The 14,529-nt window shown below is 43.3% G+C and carries 13 protein-coding genes; 7 read left to right on the top strand and 6 right to left on the bottom strand.

All coding sequences use genetic code 11. From position 1 onward, the window contains the following. Positions 1-5: 5 nt before the first annotated feature. From eno to HY064_00240, 3 genes are all read left to right on the top strand, one after another. Positions 6-1,295, top strand: coding sequence for a phosphopyruvate hydratase (gene eno, locus HY064_00250; GenBank protein MBI3509063.1), 1,290 nt, complete (start codon positions 6-8; stop codon positions 1,293-1,295). Between the two features lie 265 nt (positions 1,296-1,560). Then, positions 1,561-2,886 (top strand): citrate (Si)-synthase, eukaryotic, encoded by a 1,326-nt coding sequence (locus HY064_00245; protein MBI3509062.1) that lies wholly within the window; start codon positions 1,561-1,563, stop codon positions 2,884-2,886. Between the two features lie 217 nt (positions 2,887-3,103). Next, positions 3,104-3,574 carry a hypothetical protein gene (locus HY064_00240; GenBank protein MBI3509061.1) on the top strand — a complete coding sequence of 157 codons (471 nt, stop codon included), beginning with the start codon at positions 3,104-3,106 and terminating at the stop codon, positions 3,572-3,574. A 154-nt stretch (positions 3,575-3,728) separates the two neighbouring features. Here HY064_00240 and HY064_00235 read toward each other — a convergent pair whose 3' ends face one another. From HY064_00235 to HY064_00220, 4 genes are all read right to left on the bottom strand, one after another. Then, the gene (locus tag HY064_00235; GenBank protein ID MBI3509060.1) at positions 3,729-4,283 is read right to left on the bottom strand and encodes a hypothetical protein; all 555 of its coding nucleotides are present in this window, start codon (positions 4,281-4,283) and stop codon (positions 3,729-3,731) included. Between the two features lie 307 nt (positions 4,284-4,590). Then, complete coding sequence (locus tag HY064_00230; protein ID MBI3509059.1) at positions 4,591-5,505, bottom strand: peptidoglycan-binding protein; 915 nt, start codon at positions 5,503-5,505, stop codon at positions 4,591-4,593. A 26-nt stretch (positions 5,506-5,531) separates the two neighbouring features. Beyond that, positions 5,532-7,109, bottom strand: a complete 1,578-nt coding sequence (locus HY064_00225) for a T9SS type A sorting domain-containing protein (GenBank protein ID MBI3509058.1) — start codon at positions 7,107-7,109, stop codon at positions 5,532-5,534. Between the two features lie 47 nt (positions 7,110-7,156). Next, complete coding sequence (locus HY064_00220; protein ID MBI3509057.1) at positions 7,157-8,716, bottom strand: hypothetical protein; 1,560 nt, start codon at positions 8,714-8,716, stop codon at positions 7,157-7,159. Positions 8,717-8,929: 213 nt separating this feature from the next. Here HY064_00220 and HY064_00215 point away from each other — a divergent pair, with 213 nt between their 5' ends. The 4 genes from HY064_00215 to HY064_00200 all read left to right on the top strand — a co-directional run bounded on the left by HY064_00215 (position 8,930) and on the right by HY064_00200 (position 12,606). Then, positions 8,930-9,151 (top strand): hypothetical protein, encoded by a 222-nt coding sequence (locus HY064_00215; GenBank protein MBI3509056.1) that lies wholly within the window; start codon positions 8,930-8,932, stop codon positions 9,149-9,151. Between the two features lie 90 nt (positions 9,152-9,241). Then, positions 9,242-9,778 carry a hypothetical protein gene (locus tag HY064_00210; GenBank protein ID MBI3509055.1) on the top strand — a complete coding sequence of 179 codons (537 nt, stop codon included), beginning with the start codon at positions 9,242-9,244 and terminating at the stop codon, positions 9,776-9,778. Positions 9,779-9,910: 132 nt separating this feature from the next. Beyond that, on the top strand, positions 9,911-12,082 hold the full coding sequence (locus tag HY064_00205; protein ID MBI3509054.1) for a Zn-dependent oligopeptidase: 2,172 nt from the start codon (positions 9,911-9,913) through the stop codon (positions 12,080-12,082). A 29-nt stretch (positions 12,083-12,111) separates the two neighbouring features. Continuing rightward, a complete protein-coding gene (locus HY064_00200) occupies positions 12,112-12,606 on the top strand; it encodes a hypothetical protein (GenBank protein MBI3509053.1) in 495 nt (164 codons plus the stop codon). 157 nt (positions 12,607-12,763) lie between these two features. Here the strand turns inward: HY064_00200 and HY064_00195 are convergent, their stop codons facing one another. Both HY064_00195 and HY064_00190 read right to left on the bottom strand, forming a co-directional pair. Further along, complete coding sequence (locus tag HY064_00195) at positions 12,764-13,084, bottom strand: SWIB/MDM2 domain-containing protein (GenBank protein ID MBI3509052.1); 321 nt, start codon at positions 13,082-13,084, stop codon at positions 12,764-12,766. A 550-nt stretch (positions 13,085-13,634) separates the two neighbouring features. Next, on the bottom strand, positions 13,635-14,504 hold the full coding sequence (locus tag HY064_00190; protein ID MBI3509051.1) for a sigma-70 family RNA polymerase sigma factor: 870 nt from the start codon (positions 14,502-14,504) through the stop codon (positions 13,635-13,637). Between the last annotated feature and the right edge of the window lie 25 nt (positions 14,505-14,529).

The raw sequence follows: 14,529 nt of genomic DNA, 5'->3' as shown, positions 1-14,529 counted from the left end.
TTTCTATGTCATTCATCGCACAGATCCAGGCACGGCAAATTCTCGATTCGAGAGGAAATCCTACAATAGAAGTTGACGTCATTACCAATTCCGGAACACTCGGGCGCGCTGCCGTTCCCTCCGGCGCATCTACAGGTACGCATGAAGCAATGGAATTGCGCGACGGCGACAAGAAACGTTATCTGGGGAAAGGAGTGTTGAAGGCAGTGAATAATGTGAACACAACGATACGCGAAGAACTGAATGGCGCCTATGTTTTCGATCAGAGCGCTATCGATACGAAGATGATAGAACTCGATGGTACAGCTAACAAAGGAAATCTTGGTGCGAATGCAATTCTCGGTGTTTCGCTCGCCTGTGCAAAAGCTGCAGCAGAGGAAGCGAGTCAGCCGCTTTATCGTTATGTGGGTGGAGTGAATGCAACGTTGCTTCCTGTGCCAATGATGAATATTCTCAATGGAGGAGCGCATGCCGATAACGGAATTGATTTCCAGGAATTCATGATCATGCCCATAGGCGCGCATGCATTCTCAGAGGCGCTGCGCATGGGCGCAGAAGTTTTTCACCAATTGAAAAAAGTGCTCAAGGAAAAAGGGCTTGCTACAAACGTGGGTGACGAAGGCGGATTCGCTCCGAATATAAAAAACAATGAAGAAGCAATAGAATATGTTTTGAAAGCGATCGAAGATGCAGGTTACAAACCCGGAAGTGATATTTCCATTGCGATGGATGCGGCGGCATCGGAATTCTACGACGCGAAAACAAAAAAATATTTTTTCAAAAAATCGGATGGAAAAAAATTAAACAGCGAGGAGATGGTGGACTACTGGGCTTCGTGGATAAAAAAATATCCGATTGTTTCCATTGAAGACGGACTTGCGGAAGATGACTGGAGTGGTTGGGAAAAACTCACGAAGAAATGTGGCGACAAAGTTCAGCTCGTGGGCGATGATCTTTTTGTGACCAACACGGATCGGCTTTCGAAAGGAATAAAAAATAATATTGCAAATTCCATTCTCATAAAAGTGAACCAGATCGGCACACTTACGGAAACGATAAACGCGGTGACGCTGGCGCATACGAATGCATACACAAGTGTAATGAGTCACCGAAGCGGAGAAACGGAAGACACCACGATTGCTGATCTTGCTGTGGCGCTGCAATGCGGACAAATAAAAACAGGATCGGCTTCGCGCTCAGACAGGATCGCAAAATATAACCAGCTCCTCAGAATTGAAGAACAACTGGGAGCATCCGCCAGATTTCACGGAAAGAATTTCCGAAATGGCAAGTAAAAATATTTTGAAAAAATATTAGCAGGGCACATCTGTTCTCGTGTGGATTTATTGCGCAGCCGTAACATCATTAGCCGAATGTGACCCGGGCACTCGGGGTGCAGCGGAACAGGAGAGGATTCGAAGCGCTGAACGGTGCGCTCCTGATCACGTTTATTATTCTTGCGCAACTTTTATTTTACAAGCTGAAAACTTCCTAATTTAGAGCAAGACAAGATTTAAATGACTCCCGCTGTGAAAAAGCACGGCAATAAAAAATAAAATTATGGATACGCTCAAGGAAAAATTCATTGCGAAGGCAAAGCCGATGGCAGCAGAAGTGAAAGCCATCATCAAAGAACATGGTGATAAAAAATTAGGAGAGTACACCGTTGCGCAGGTTTACCAGGGAATGAAAAGTATAACAGGACTTGTAACGGAAACTTCGAAGCTCGATCCGGATGAAGGAATTCGTTTCCGCGGATATTCCATTCCTGAATTGCGGGAAAAACTTCCGAAAGCGCCGAACGGTACAGAGCCGCTTCCCGAAGGAATTTTTTATCTCATGCTCGTGGGTGATTTGCCAACTACCGAAGAAGTGTACAACATCAGTAATAACTGGGCGAGAAGAGCGATCGTTCCCAAACATGTTTTCGATACCATTGATAAACTTCCTGCATCCACGCACCCCATGACGATGTTCAGCATTGCAGTGATGGCGATGCAAACAGAATCTCTTTTTGCAAAAGCTTACCGCGAAGGAATAAACAAAAAAGAGTATTGGGATTATACGTATGAAGATTCCATGAATCTCATTGCGCGTTTGCCGCGAATTGCCTGCTACATCTACCGGAAAAAATACAAGAACAACGAACACATTGAACCCGATCCGAAACTTGACTGGGCTGCGAATATTGCACACATGCTCGGTTACGATGAATTCGATGTGAAACGTTTGATGCGTTTGTACATGACGATTCACGTGGATCACGAAGGGGGAAATGTTTCAGCGCACACTACGCATCTTGTCGGTTCTGCATTGAGCGATCCTTATCTCGCTTACGCTGCAGGAATGAACGGACTCGCCGGCCCACTGCATGGACTCGCAAATCAGGAAGTGATCCAGTGGATACTGAACATGCGCAAAGAAATAGGAACTGATCTTCCGAGTGAAAAACAAATTGAAGATTACATTAAAAAAACGCTTGCTGATGGAAGAGTTGTTCCGGGATACGGCCACGCCGTGTTGAGAAAAACCGATCCGCGATTTGTGGCGCAACAGGATTTTTATAATCGTTATATCAAAAATGTAAAAGGAGTTGATCCGCTGTGCGAGATCGTGCAGATGATCTACAAAGTGGCGCCGCCGATCCTTGAGTCAACAGGGAAAATAAAAAATCCGTGGCCGAATGTGGATGCACACAGCGGCGCGCTGCTCATGCATTTCGGAATTAAAGAATTTGATTTTTACACCGTACTCTTCGGCGTGTCGCGTGCGTTGGGTGTACTCGCATCACTCATCTGGGATCGTGCACTTGGCCACCCGATAGAACGCCCGGGCTCCATCACTACCGAAGGGATCAAGAAGAAGATCGGGGTGGTGAAAGCGTAAAGGGATTACAGATTGTTAGATTACAAATTACAGATTCAAAAAGTTGCTCGTGGAAAAGAAAAAAGTTTTATCTCTTTCTGAGGATGATAAGCGGAGGATCGCGATGAAGCGCAGTCCGGAGGAACGATTTCATTTTCTAATGCGTTTGATCAGAATTGGGAAAATGATGAGCAGGGCGAAGATCATTTACCCGGAGAAAAATTCTTAAAACCTATTGGTGGATTCTGAAGACCAGGAAATTCTTGCGTTGTGGAAAACGCTTCTCGAGAATAATGTAATGTATATTCTTGTGGGTGGATTTGCAGTTTACTTCAATGGTTATTCAAGATTTACAGGAGATCTCGATCTCTGGATAAAGGATGAACTCTCCAATAGAAAAAATCTGCAAAAAGCATTGACGCAAATCGGCTTGGGAGAGATAGAGGGAATTGAAACGATGCAGTTTGTTCCGGGCCGGTCAACTATTCTGCTCGAATCCGGATTTGAACTCGACCTTATGTCGTCGTTGAAAGGATTTCCTTCGGAATCTTTTGAGGAATGTTACCGGATTGCTCCCGTTGCGATCGTCAGTGGTATTCCAGTAAAATTTCTGCACATCAATGATCTCATTGAAGAAAAGAAAACTTTGGGAAGACCGAAGGATATGCAGGACATTATTGAGTTGGAAAAAATAAGAGAGGGTAAATAAAAACTTCAGGATTATTTCTTTTTCGCCTTCACCAGCTTTATATGTAATTCCGTTTTCAGTTTTTCAAATTACAGGGGCAGCGTCTGAATATTTTTTCCAAGTTTGCGTACTTCTTCTTTCGTCGCAAATCCGTAAGGTTTTTTCAAATTCACTCTCAAATCCCCTTCCGCACTTTCTTCCTCGAATTCCGTTTAGCAGTTTCTGCCGACTGCGCGTTGGTATTATTTTTTGCGGCGCTCACGTCGGGTGACGCGGGCATGTGCGCGATGCTGGCTGCATAAGTTGCGCTGTATTCGAATCCTCCTGTGATCGTGTCGTAGCTGATGAATGCGATCGGAAGATCGGCCATGGTATTCGGTGCAGAATCTTTCCGGATCATCTCGATATCGAAATCGTAAGAGTAATGTTGTTTTTCTTTTCCTACCGGAACTTTTGTTTCCACGATCACGATTCGGTCGCGGAAATCTTTTTTGATGAAGCGCAGAGAATAATCTGTGTTCACATCCATCATGATAAAAATGGGCAGCGCTTTTTCTGCAAAAACAGAATCGAACAAATGCCCGTTGCGCAGGATCATGATCGTGTAATCTTTTACCGGAACGTCTTTTTCCGATAAGGAGCAGGAAATCTCAAGTGCGCCGGTTCTTGCTTTCATCCCGTTTGCCATCAGCAGTAAGGGGAGGAGGAGTGCGAGTAGTTTCGTTTTCATGGTGTAGCTCCATTCCGTAGTGTTTATAATATTCAACGAAACCGATGCAGAAACTGTTCACTTATTTCTCCACCTGAATAACCGTTTTCACCAATGAGAAACGGTTCATAAAAATCTTATGCATGAATAATAACTTATAACCTGCTGTGGATCACAGTCCCGGTGATAATGTCTGAAAAGGTTACAGGTAAATGATGAAACGAAAATATTTTGAGATCGTATTTATAGAATGTACCGTGCCGAGAAAACAGATCGGAAAGGGAAATATATTTTGAGATAGCTTCAGGCTGAAGACCGGTTGATCTGATCAGCCGTTCATTCCTTTGAACAGTTCCTGGATTTTTTTTCCGCCTTTTGCAATGAGTTCATTCGGTTTGCTTCCGCGTTTGAATCCTTCACTCATTCTCGAATCAATAGCCACCTGCACGAGTTCATTCACATTTGTATTTCCGGAAGCGATGGCCGTATTTATTTTCTCCGCGAATTTTTTAAACCATCCTGCTCCATTCCAGCAGGCATAAGCAAAATGAAAAGTGAGACGCGGATCTGCGAGTACCAAAGTAGAATTCTGCCCGAGATAGTGTGCGCACAAATTGTCGAAATAGGGTTTCATGATTACGATGGTCAGCGCACGAAGATCCGCTTCCTGTTCTCCTCCGCGATAATTCCATTTCCAGTTGATCTTCGCATTTGCATTATCCATCACATTCCAGAATTTTTTCGCAGCATCGCTCTTGTACGCGTAGGCACGCGCCTCTATAAGCGCCACATCATCTTTCACCGTTATGTTTTTTTTCTGCGGTGTAGAATAAAAAAGATCGTGGCCTGCAGTCCGGTCGAGGCCGAACATCGTTTCACCCGAAGTCGTAAAAAGATCCGGCCGATCGGTGCGCATTCTTCCGTCGAGCAGCATTTTCGGATGATAGTATCCTCCTTCGAGATGATCGATCACCAGCGAAACCACATTTTCGAAATTCATCGGGGAAGAAATTGTTGTTGGAGCAGGAGCGGGGATCGCCGGCGAAGTTGCGGCGGAAGAAATTTTTGTCAACGCATTCCACGTTTTGTCACCCACAATTCCATCGGCGCCGAGCCCGTTTTTCTTTTGCCAGTCCTGCACAGCGCGCTTAGTCGCTCCGCCGAAAATTCCATCAGGATTTAATCCCAGTATTTTCTGAATTGTTTTTACTTCTTCGCCTGTAGATCCGTTTTTGAGCAGCATAATATTTTATTGAAAGGAATGATTTATTATTCGATGATGATTTTTCCCTGCGCTGAAATTTTTTCTTCATTCGCGATCCGGTAAAAATACATTCCCGGAGCTTCGCTGCTAAGATCGATGTCGTTCTTCTTTTCATTCAGAAATTTTTTCCTGATCAGTTTCCCGGTCACATCATAAATTAGTAGCGAACAATTTCCTGAAGGAAGCAGCACGGTGAATTTTCCGGAAGAAGGATTCGGGAAAATACTGATGCCGTTATTTTCCATTTGATTTTCTATCACACCCGATTCCGAAAAAGAATAACAAGGAAGATATTCCGCCACATTGGAAATTCCAAAAGTTGTGGCAACACCAAGCGTGACTGTTGCAGTATCGGTTGAAAATCCGGAAGTAAAGGCCGGTGAATAATTAAGCGTATAATAATTCGGACTCGCTTCACCACAGGTTGCTGTGTGCCCAAGACTATCTGTTTTCACAATAGCTACACGCCAATCCGACCACGTGCCGCTTGCCCATCCGGTTACAAAAGCATAACCATGATCGGAAGTGAGCGTTACCTCCGATGTATTAAAACATACTAATGGATTGTAATCGCGAACCCATTGCAGGATTCCGGTACTATCCGTTTTTATCAATGAGGAAAAATAATTGGCGTCACCGGAAGAAATAATGTAACCTCCGTCGGAAGTCTGCCTGGTGGAAAATCCGGTCAGGTAATTTGTTGGGTCCTGGTATTTTTTTCCCCACTGAAAATTTCCGGACGCATTTAGTTTTAAAAGAAAAGCATAACCATAAGAGGTGACCGCATCAAGAGAATACCCAGTTGCAATGTATCCTCCGTCTGTTGTTTGATGAACGTCGTAAAACCCATCATAGCCATTAGTAGAAATGATTTTGTTCCACTGAATATTTCCGGTTGCATCGGTTTTGATGATTGCTGTTCCTGTTCCGGAGGTGCAACAAAGAATATATCCTCCGTCGGCCGACTGGTTCACGCAAAAAGCGGGGCCGGATTGCCCGATGGAAGTTTCAAGAAATTTTTTTCCCCATTGTACGTTTCCCAAATTATCTGTTTTCAGCAGGAGCGTGTAATACGGAAACATAGATAAAGTATCTGTAGTCCCACCGCAAATAATGTAACCGAGATCTGAAGTTTGCTTCACGCAGAAAGCACTGCTCAACTGGTAAGCCGGGTAAAGTTTTTCCCAGGAAATATTTCCGACATTGTCAGTTTTCATTAGATGAATGGTACCGACACTGGAATTATAATAATAAACTGTAGCAACGATGTAACCTCCGTCGGCGGTTTGGAAAACAGAATTTCCGTCATTGGCTTTGATGCTGATCGTGGACTTGGCATATTTTTTTATCCACTCTGTAGTGCCCTGCACATTCATTTTAATGAGATAACCCTGGTCGAGTGAAGTGGCAGTATCCATTTCAGGATCGGCATCGGTACAGAGAATATATCCGCCATCACTGGTCTGCTGAAAATTATTCATGGAAAATTCATTCCAGATCTCGTATTCTTTCGTGAATGTATTCTGCGCGTTGATCACGAATGGAAAGAGAAAGACAAACAAAAAAGAAACAGGGTTTTTCATGAGAGTGGGGTTAATGATTCAGCAATTTAGCCAAATGAATCTGATTGTCAAAATGCAGTTTGCGTTTTAGCAGCGTGTTTCATTTTTACCAATGCTGAGAATGGTTTGCCGGTGATCCGGCTTTCCAGCCAGCAAAGAAAATCGAAATAATAAATTCCGTTGCGTTCGTACGGATCCTTCATCAGCTCTTCCAGTTTTACTTTCATGGAAATAAAAAGTTTTTTTTCATCGGCGCCCGATTTTGCTTTCAGTGTTTTCCTGAAAAGTTCAAGCAACAATGATTCTCCTTTGTACATGCGTTTGTTCTTTAAGAAATATCTTTCCGTAGAAGAGATCGCATAGCTGAGAAGATCGGTATTTCCGAGTTCGTAATGCACGATAAGCAGGACGATCCTGGGGATGCAATGATGATCGGGACGAATACCTTTTGTTGTATCATTCACCATGTAATTGAGCCATTTCATTGCCGCGCGATATTCGCCGCAACCGAAATGACAATAAGCAATGTTGAAGTGAAGCGAGAGTTTGGTCGGGCTGAAATAGAATTTATCAAAGCTGCTGATCCCTTTTTCAATTTCCGGCAGGAGCGTGGCCAGTTTTGAAAATTCACCGCAAAGAGAATAGTAATTCAATTCTGCAGAATAGGCGCAAAAGAAAATCTTTGCGCGGAGTTCCGGCGGGAGTTTTATCTCATAATCTTTTTCCACGGAACGGATTTTTTCCAGGTAAATAAAAAAATCATCGTGGCACTGATCGCCAAAGTGTGCGAGCAGATCACAGAGAATAATGATATACTCTTTCGGATTTTCGCGGATACCGGCAGGATGCGTTTCGATGAGCTGCAATCGCCTGAGTTGAAATTTTATTCCGGCATTCACTCCTGTTTCATTGTGCGAATAGAAACTGCAGAAATAATGAATGCTGTTGAAAAGCAATCGCGTGCGGTGAGAAAGTGCGAGGGCTTCGTTCTCCAGCAGGGGAGAGGAAGAAAGTAGTTCAAATTCTTTCTGATGTTCCTTCGTGCGAAGGCGGCCCGTGCGCATAATGAAAAAGAAAAGCCGGTTGTAGATGGATTGATATTCGTGGTGATTCACCATTTTCCGCAACGCTGCATTTCCCTGCTCAAGGATCTCTTCCAGTTCTTCTTTTTTTATCTGGGACCTGCCACCCGTGAGGAGGATTCTTCTTTCCCACTCAAAGCAATTGAGCAGGTATGCAAATCGCTCGTGCGTGATCGCTTTTTCCCTCAGGCGCGGAAGAAGATCGGCGCACATATCGAAGAATCCTTTTTCATAAAGTATTTCGATACGGTGCAGTTGGCTCTGTAATTCCGAATCGACACTGGAATGATAGGATTCTAAACTTTTCAGGATAAGATTGAACAGATAATTCTTGGCGACGTGGAATTGTTTCACGAATTTTTCACCGCTGAATTTTTTCCGTAATGCAGCTTCATCATATTCATCCTGCAGATCGATCGCATCAAAAAGACGCAGGTAATTACTTCCCGATGTTCCTGCAGTGGCCTGCGAATCTTTACGGAAATATCCTTTTTCATTCCGTGAAAGTGATTTTATAAGCCGGAAAAGGTCGTCTTTCGGGGTCATCGGTTCCTACGTTTGGAGCCCGTCAATATACGATGTAAATGACATTTTTCATTGGGAAAATACGGAAAAGGCCATTCAAACGGGTGCTGAAACCGGTTTCTACGAAAGCCGGAATTTCAATTTGACTTGAATAGTGAAGAGGCGCATATTTGTCCTGTTCAAATGGAATAAAGCAAACAATTTTCACAAGAATAAAAGGATCATGAACCTGAAATGAAAAGAAAGAAAAAATCAAAACCCATGACGCAGAAAGAAAAGCATAAACCCCCGGAACTGATCGTATTTTCCATCGAGGGAAAACTCATCGGCGAGTATGAAAATACAAAAGCAATTGCAGCACAATTTCATTCCGCGGAAGACGAAGCAGAAAAAGCAATGAATGACGACGAAGTTTACCTCGGGAAATATTACATCTTCCATTTCGGTGGAAAATAAAAATCATGATGCAGATCTTACGGATCAATTCATGATCAACAAAAAAAATAAACAATCCCGATAGCTATCGGGACTAAAACCCAAAAAACCATGATGCGCGTAATTTCCATAATAGCAATTGTGTTCAGTCTTGTTCTCATCATCGGATCCGCCATTTTTATCATGAGCGTTTCTTCTTACCGGTCGATGGCTTCACTCGAACTCATATCGTCCTACAGCGACAATTCGTATTCTTCCAATTCGTATTCTTCAGGCGGGTACGGCGATTCACTGAATACGTACAGTTCACCCCGTACATCAGACGTAGAAAATTCTTCTTATGATCTGTATCGCGGCAAAGCAGCAGATGGAACAATGGCAGGTACACTCTTCTGCATGGTGATGCTCGCGATCATCGACGTGTTCTTCCTGCTTTCCTTACTGAAAATAAAAACGAAGACCATGAAAATTCTTTCCATCATCGGGATGGCATTGACCACCCTGCTTGTTTTCTTTTCTTTCGTTCCCATCTCTTCACCTTCGGCTTGTTCATTCGACGAAGTGGGAGCGTTGTACGTTTTATTCGGAGTGATCTCGCTTACATTTTCCATCATCGGAACTATCCACGCTTTCCGTGTGAAAGCGTAAATAGAAAATTTATCAGTGAAAAAGGTCTTCAGTCCGGAGGCCTTTTTCATTTATAGTTTGTTTTTGACGCCGTTGGATTTAATAAGATGACTTCTGATTACATTTTCCTATATTGCATCAAAGCTTTCCCCTATGAAAAACAACTTCCGTTTTATTTTCCCGGCTTTCATCCTGCTCTGCATTTCACTTTCAAACCGGAACGTTGCTGTCGGTTTTGATCCGGGAATAATGGCAACTGATAAGCCGCCGCTCTCAACGCATGGCGCACTTCAGCCGGGGCCAGGCGAACTTTATGATTTTGCGCACGTGGATACGAATGCGATAAAAAATGCAAGCGTGGCAGCAGAGAAAAATGTGAACGAAATACTCGAAAAGATTTTTGCTGTTGCTGATGGAAAAAGATCATTTGAGAATACCATGCTTCCGCTCGATGAAGTTTACAATGTGTTGCAGAAAGCAACTTCTGTGGATGAGTTGATGATGGAAACTTCCACCGACAAAAATATCCGTGATCTTTCCGGAGCTATGCTTGGAAAATTCACCTCGGAAACTGATGAACTCCTGCAAAATGAAAAACTTTATAAAGCAGTAAACGATTTTGCGGTGACCGATGAAGCGAATAAACTTACCGGGGAAAGATTTCATTTCGTAGATCGTATTCTAAAGGAATTCCAGTTGAACGGGATGATGCTCAAAAAAACAGACCGTGATACACTCATCTCGATCAATAACCGCCTCAATGATCTTGGTGTTGCATTCGGAAAAAATATTGCCAGTGATACCACGAAAGTCAGGTTTGAAGGTGAATTTTTGTATATGGAGGAATTAGCCGGGCTGCCTGATAATTTTTTAAAAAACTTTTGTGTTTATGCCGCACCGGATGATCATAATAATCCGCCGATGAAAATTTATTCCTTTGATCTTTCAACGCCCACTTACAACGAATTCATGACTGAGTGCACGAATACCGAATCGAGAAAAAAAATGTATCTCGCAAAAATGAATGTTGGGGGAGGTGCGAATGAAAAATTACTCGTCACGATCATTAAACTCCGTACGCAGAAAGCACAACTGCTCGGATTCAAAACTTATTCTGAATATTCTACCAGCGACATCATGTCGAAAAATACGGAGACCGTGTGGAAATTCGAGAAAGGGCTTGCTGCTGATCTTCGTCCTAAGGCGCAGGCGGACCTGGATGTTATGCTGGCCATGAAAACTAAAATGACCGGAACAGCCGCCAGCTCTATTTTTCCTTATGAAAATTTATTTTATGCCAATGAAGTGCTGAAATCAAAATACAATGTGGATCCGGAAAAGGTGAAGGAATATTTCGAGATGAATAATGTGATCGGCGGAATTTTCCAGGTGTACCAGAAACTTTACAATATCAGTTTTGTAGAGGATAAATCTCCCTCCGTTTGGAACAGCGATGTAAAAGCGTACACGGTTTTTGATAATGCTAAAAAAACGCGCATCGGTTATTTCTATCTCGATCTTTACCCGAGAGAAAATAAATACAATCACTTCGGATGTTTCAGCATCACCGGTTCCAAAACTTATCCCGATGGAACTTCGCAACTTCATTCGGCCGCACTCGTTTGTAATTTTCCTCCGTCAACCAAAGATCATCCTTCACTGCTTCCTCATTCGCAGGTGGTCACTTTTTTTCACGAGTTCGGACATCTCATTCACAATATGCTTTCGGAAACAGAACTTTCGTACGATGCAGGAACGAATGTGGCAACTGATTTCGTGGAAGCGCCGTCGCAGATCATGGAGAACTGGGCGTGGCAGAAAAATGTGCTTTCGCTTTTTGCGAAACATTACAAGAATAGAAATGTGATCCCCGATTCATTGCTGAATAATATGATCGCTGCGAGAAATCTTAATTCAGGTTTGCTCACGTTGCAACAGGTTTTTTACGGAACGCTTGATTTCACTTTCAACGACGGGTTTGCACCTGCTTCATCAGCCGATATTGTGGCGAAGACAAAAGAACTGCAGAACAGCATCACGTTTTATCCCTGGGTGGAAGGAACACATTTTGCAGGAACATTCGGGCATCTCACCGGTTACGGATCGCGTTATTACGGTTACCTGTGGTCGCTTGTGTATGCTGCTGATATGTTTTCTGAATTTGAAAAAACTTCTCCGCTCGATCCTGAAACAGGAAAACGTTACAGGGAAAAAGTGCTGGCGAAAGGAGGAAGCGATGATGCGATCAACCTGGTCACTGATTTTCTCGGGCGCGAACCGAACAATAAAGCATTCCTTCATCTCATCGGCCTCAACTCAAAGTGAAAGCGCTAAAGTCCGTAACTTCGCCAACGATGCGACGCATTTTTTTCCAGTGTATATTTTTCATTTTCATTTTTACTTCTTCGCACGCGCAGAAACTTGATTTCATCGGTCTCAAAGGAATTTCTTTCGGAATGAAATCGGCCGACATGCCTGACAAAACAGTCATTCTCGATTCCACTTCCGCTTACAAAGACACGGCGGTTTACATGCGCAACACGCGATGCCAGACTTATTTCAGGAGAACGCAGGAGATGCAGTTGACTGGTTTTACGGCCTCGTCCATTCAATATGAATTCTGCGACGGCGAACTGGAATATGTTTTCATTGATGTGAGCGGGAATAATAGTATCGATTCGGCGTTGAGCCAATTGCAGAAAACTTTTCATAAGCTCGGATGCAAGGGAAAACCGCTCAACCAGTGCACGCAGTTGGATGCCTCTGCTTCCGGAATGCGATTGATCGTGAATGTGGACAGGAAAAACCAGAAGATGAACTTTGTGCTGATACCGAAAGCCGCGAGGTAAAATTGCCGATTGCCAATGGCCAATTGACAGTAAAAAATAATCAGTGTTAATCAGTGAGAATTGGTGGCAATATTTCCTCATTATGACTGATAAATTCCCCCAATAAAAAAAGGCCCCCTGGCGGAGACCTTTTTTTCTTTTGCGAAAAACGTAAGAATTATTTTACGTGTTTAGAAACAACTTTCGCGAGTTCGAACATAGAGATCTGTCCTTTTCCTCCGAATACTGTTTTGAGTTTCGCATCCGCGTTGATCATGCGGCGGTTCTTTTTGTCCTGGAGACCGTTCTTCTTGATATAATCCCAGATTTTTTTCACGATCTCAGTGCGTGGCATTGCTTTGTTGCCAACCACTTCAGCGAGAGTAGCGCTCGGCATGAGAGGTTTCATGAATGCAGCATTTGGTTTGCGTGCTGTTTTTTTCTTTGCAGCTTTTTTAGGAGCCGCTTTCTTTGCTTTCGCTTTTGCTTTTTTAGCCATGTTTGATTTTTATTATTGGTTGTTCAATTAATTGAGTGACCCAAAAGTAATACTATAAACATACGCCCGACAAATTTCATTGGGAAAATTCACGAATTGTCAATAAGTCGCTTTTTTGACGCTTCCGGTTTTCATTGGGAAAATGAGCTCAAAAATTCGTTTTTTCATTGGGGAAATCACTTTTTTCATTGGGGAAAAACAAGAAGAAATCCAGTAATGCGAAAATCCACCATTGTTGAAAACTCGTCTTTTCATTGGGAAAATCGGCTTTTTGGCTGTTTCAACCTGCTTTTTTCATTGGGGGAACTCATTTTTAAGTTCTTTTTCCATTGGGGAAAGCTCTTTTTTCATTGGAGAAAACGCCATTTTAGGTATGCCTTGCCCTTTTTTTCATTGGGAGAATGACGTTTTTCACTGGCGAAATGCATTTTCATTGGGAAAATCGTATTTCAGGGAAATGTTTACCTATGAGGAATAGGGAACTCTCATTGGTAAAAAATAAAAAAACCAGCCTCGCGACTGGTTTTCTTTCTATACATGGTTTGCAAAATTATCCGAGGTATGTTTTCAGCAGACGGCTGCGTGACGTGTGTTTCAACCTGCGGATAGCTTTTTCTTTTATCTGGCGCACGCGCTCGCGGGTGAGATCGAATTTTTCGCCGATCTCTTCGAGCGTCAATGCATGTGTTCCGCTTAATCCGAAATAGAGACGAACCACATCAGCTTCGCGTGCAGTGAGCGTACACAATGCGCGTTCGATTTCTTTGCGCAATGATTCGCTGATGAGAGAATTCTCGGGGCTCGGCGTATCCTCACTCTGCATCACGTCGTACATATTGCTTGTGTTCTCATCGCCGGTAGCGAGCGGTGCATCCATCGACACGTGACGGCCGGTATTTCGCATCGCTTCTTTAATATCTTCCGGAGAAAGATCCAGTGCAGCACCTATTTCGTCGGCGCTCGGCTCACGCTCATATTCCTGCTCAAGACGTGCGAAAGTTTTATTTATTTTATTGATGGAGCCGATTTTATTGAGCGGCAAACGCACAATTCGTGATTGCTCTGCCAATGCCTGCAGAATGCTCTGGCGTATCCACCATACAGCGTAGGAAATGAATTTGAAACCACGTGTTTCATCAAAACGCTGTGCAGCTTTGATCAAACCAAGATTGCCTTCATTGATAAGATCGGGCAAACTCAATCCCTGATTCTGGTATTGTTTGGAAACGGATACGACGAAACGGAGATTGGCATTCACCATTTTTGCCAATGCAAATTGATCGCCCTGCTTGATCTTGCGGGCGAGATCCACTTCTTCTTCTGCGGTGATCAGGTCCACACGGCCTATCTCCTGTAAATATTTGTCGAGTGAAGCGGTTTCCCTGTTGGTGACCTGTTTTGAAATTTTTAGTTGACGCATCATGGGTTATGCTAAAGGGTTAATA

The organism is Bacteroidota bacterium (genome assembly GCA_016194975.1).
Classification (GTDB): Bacteria; Bacteroidota; Bacteroidia; order Palsa-965; family Palsa-965.
Note: the sequence above shows the minus strand (reverse complement) of the source record. Positions and strands in the feature narration are given on the sequence as shown.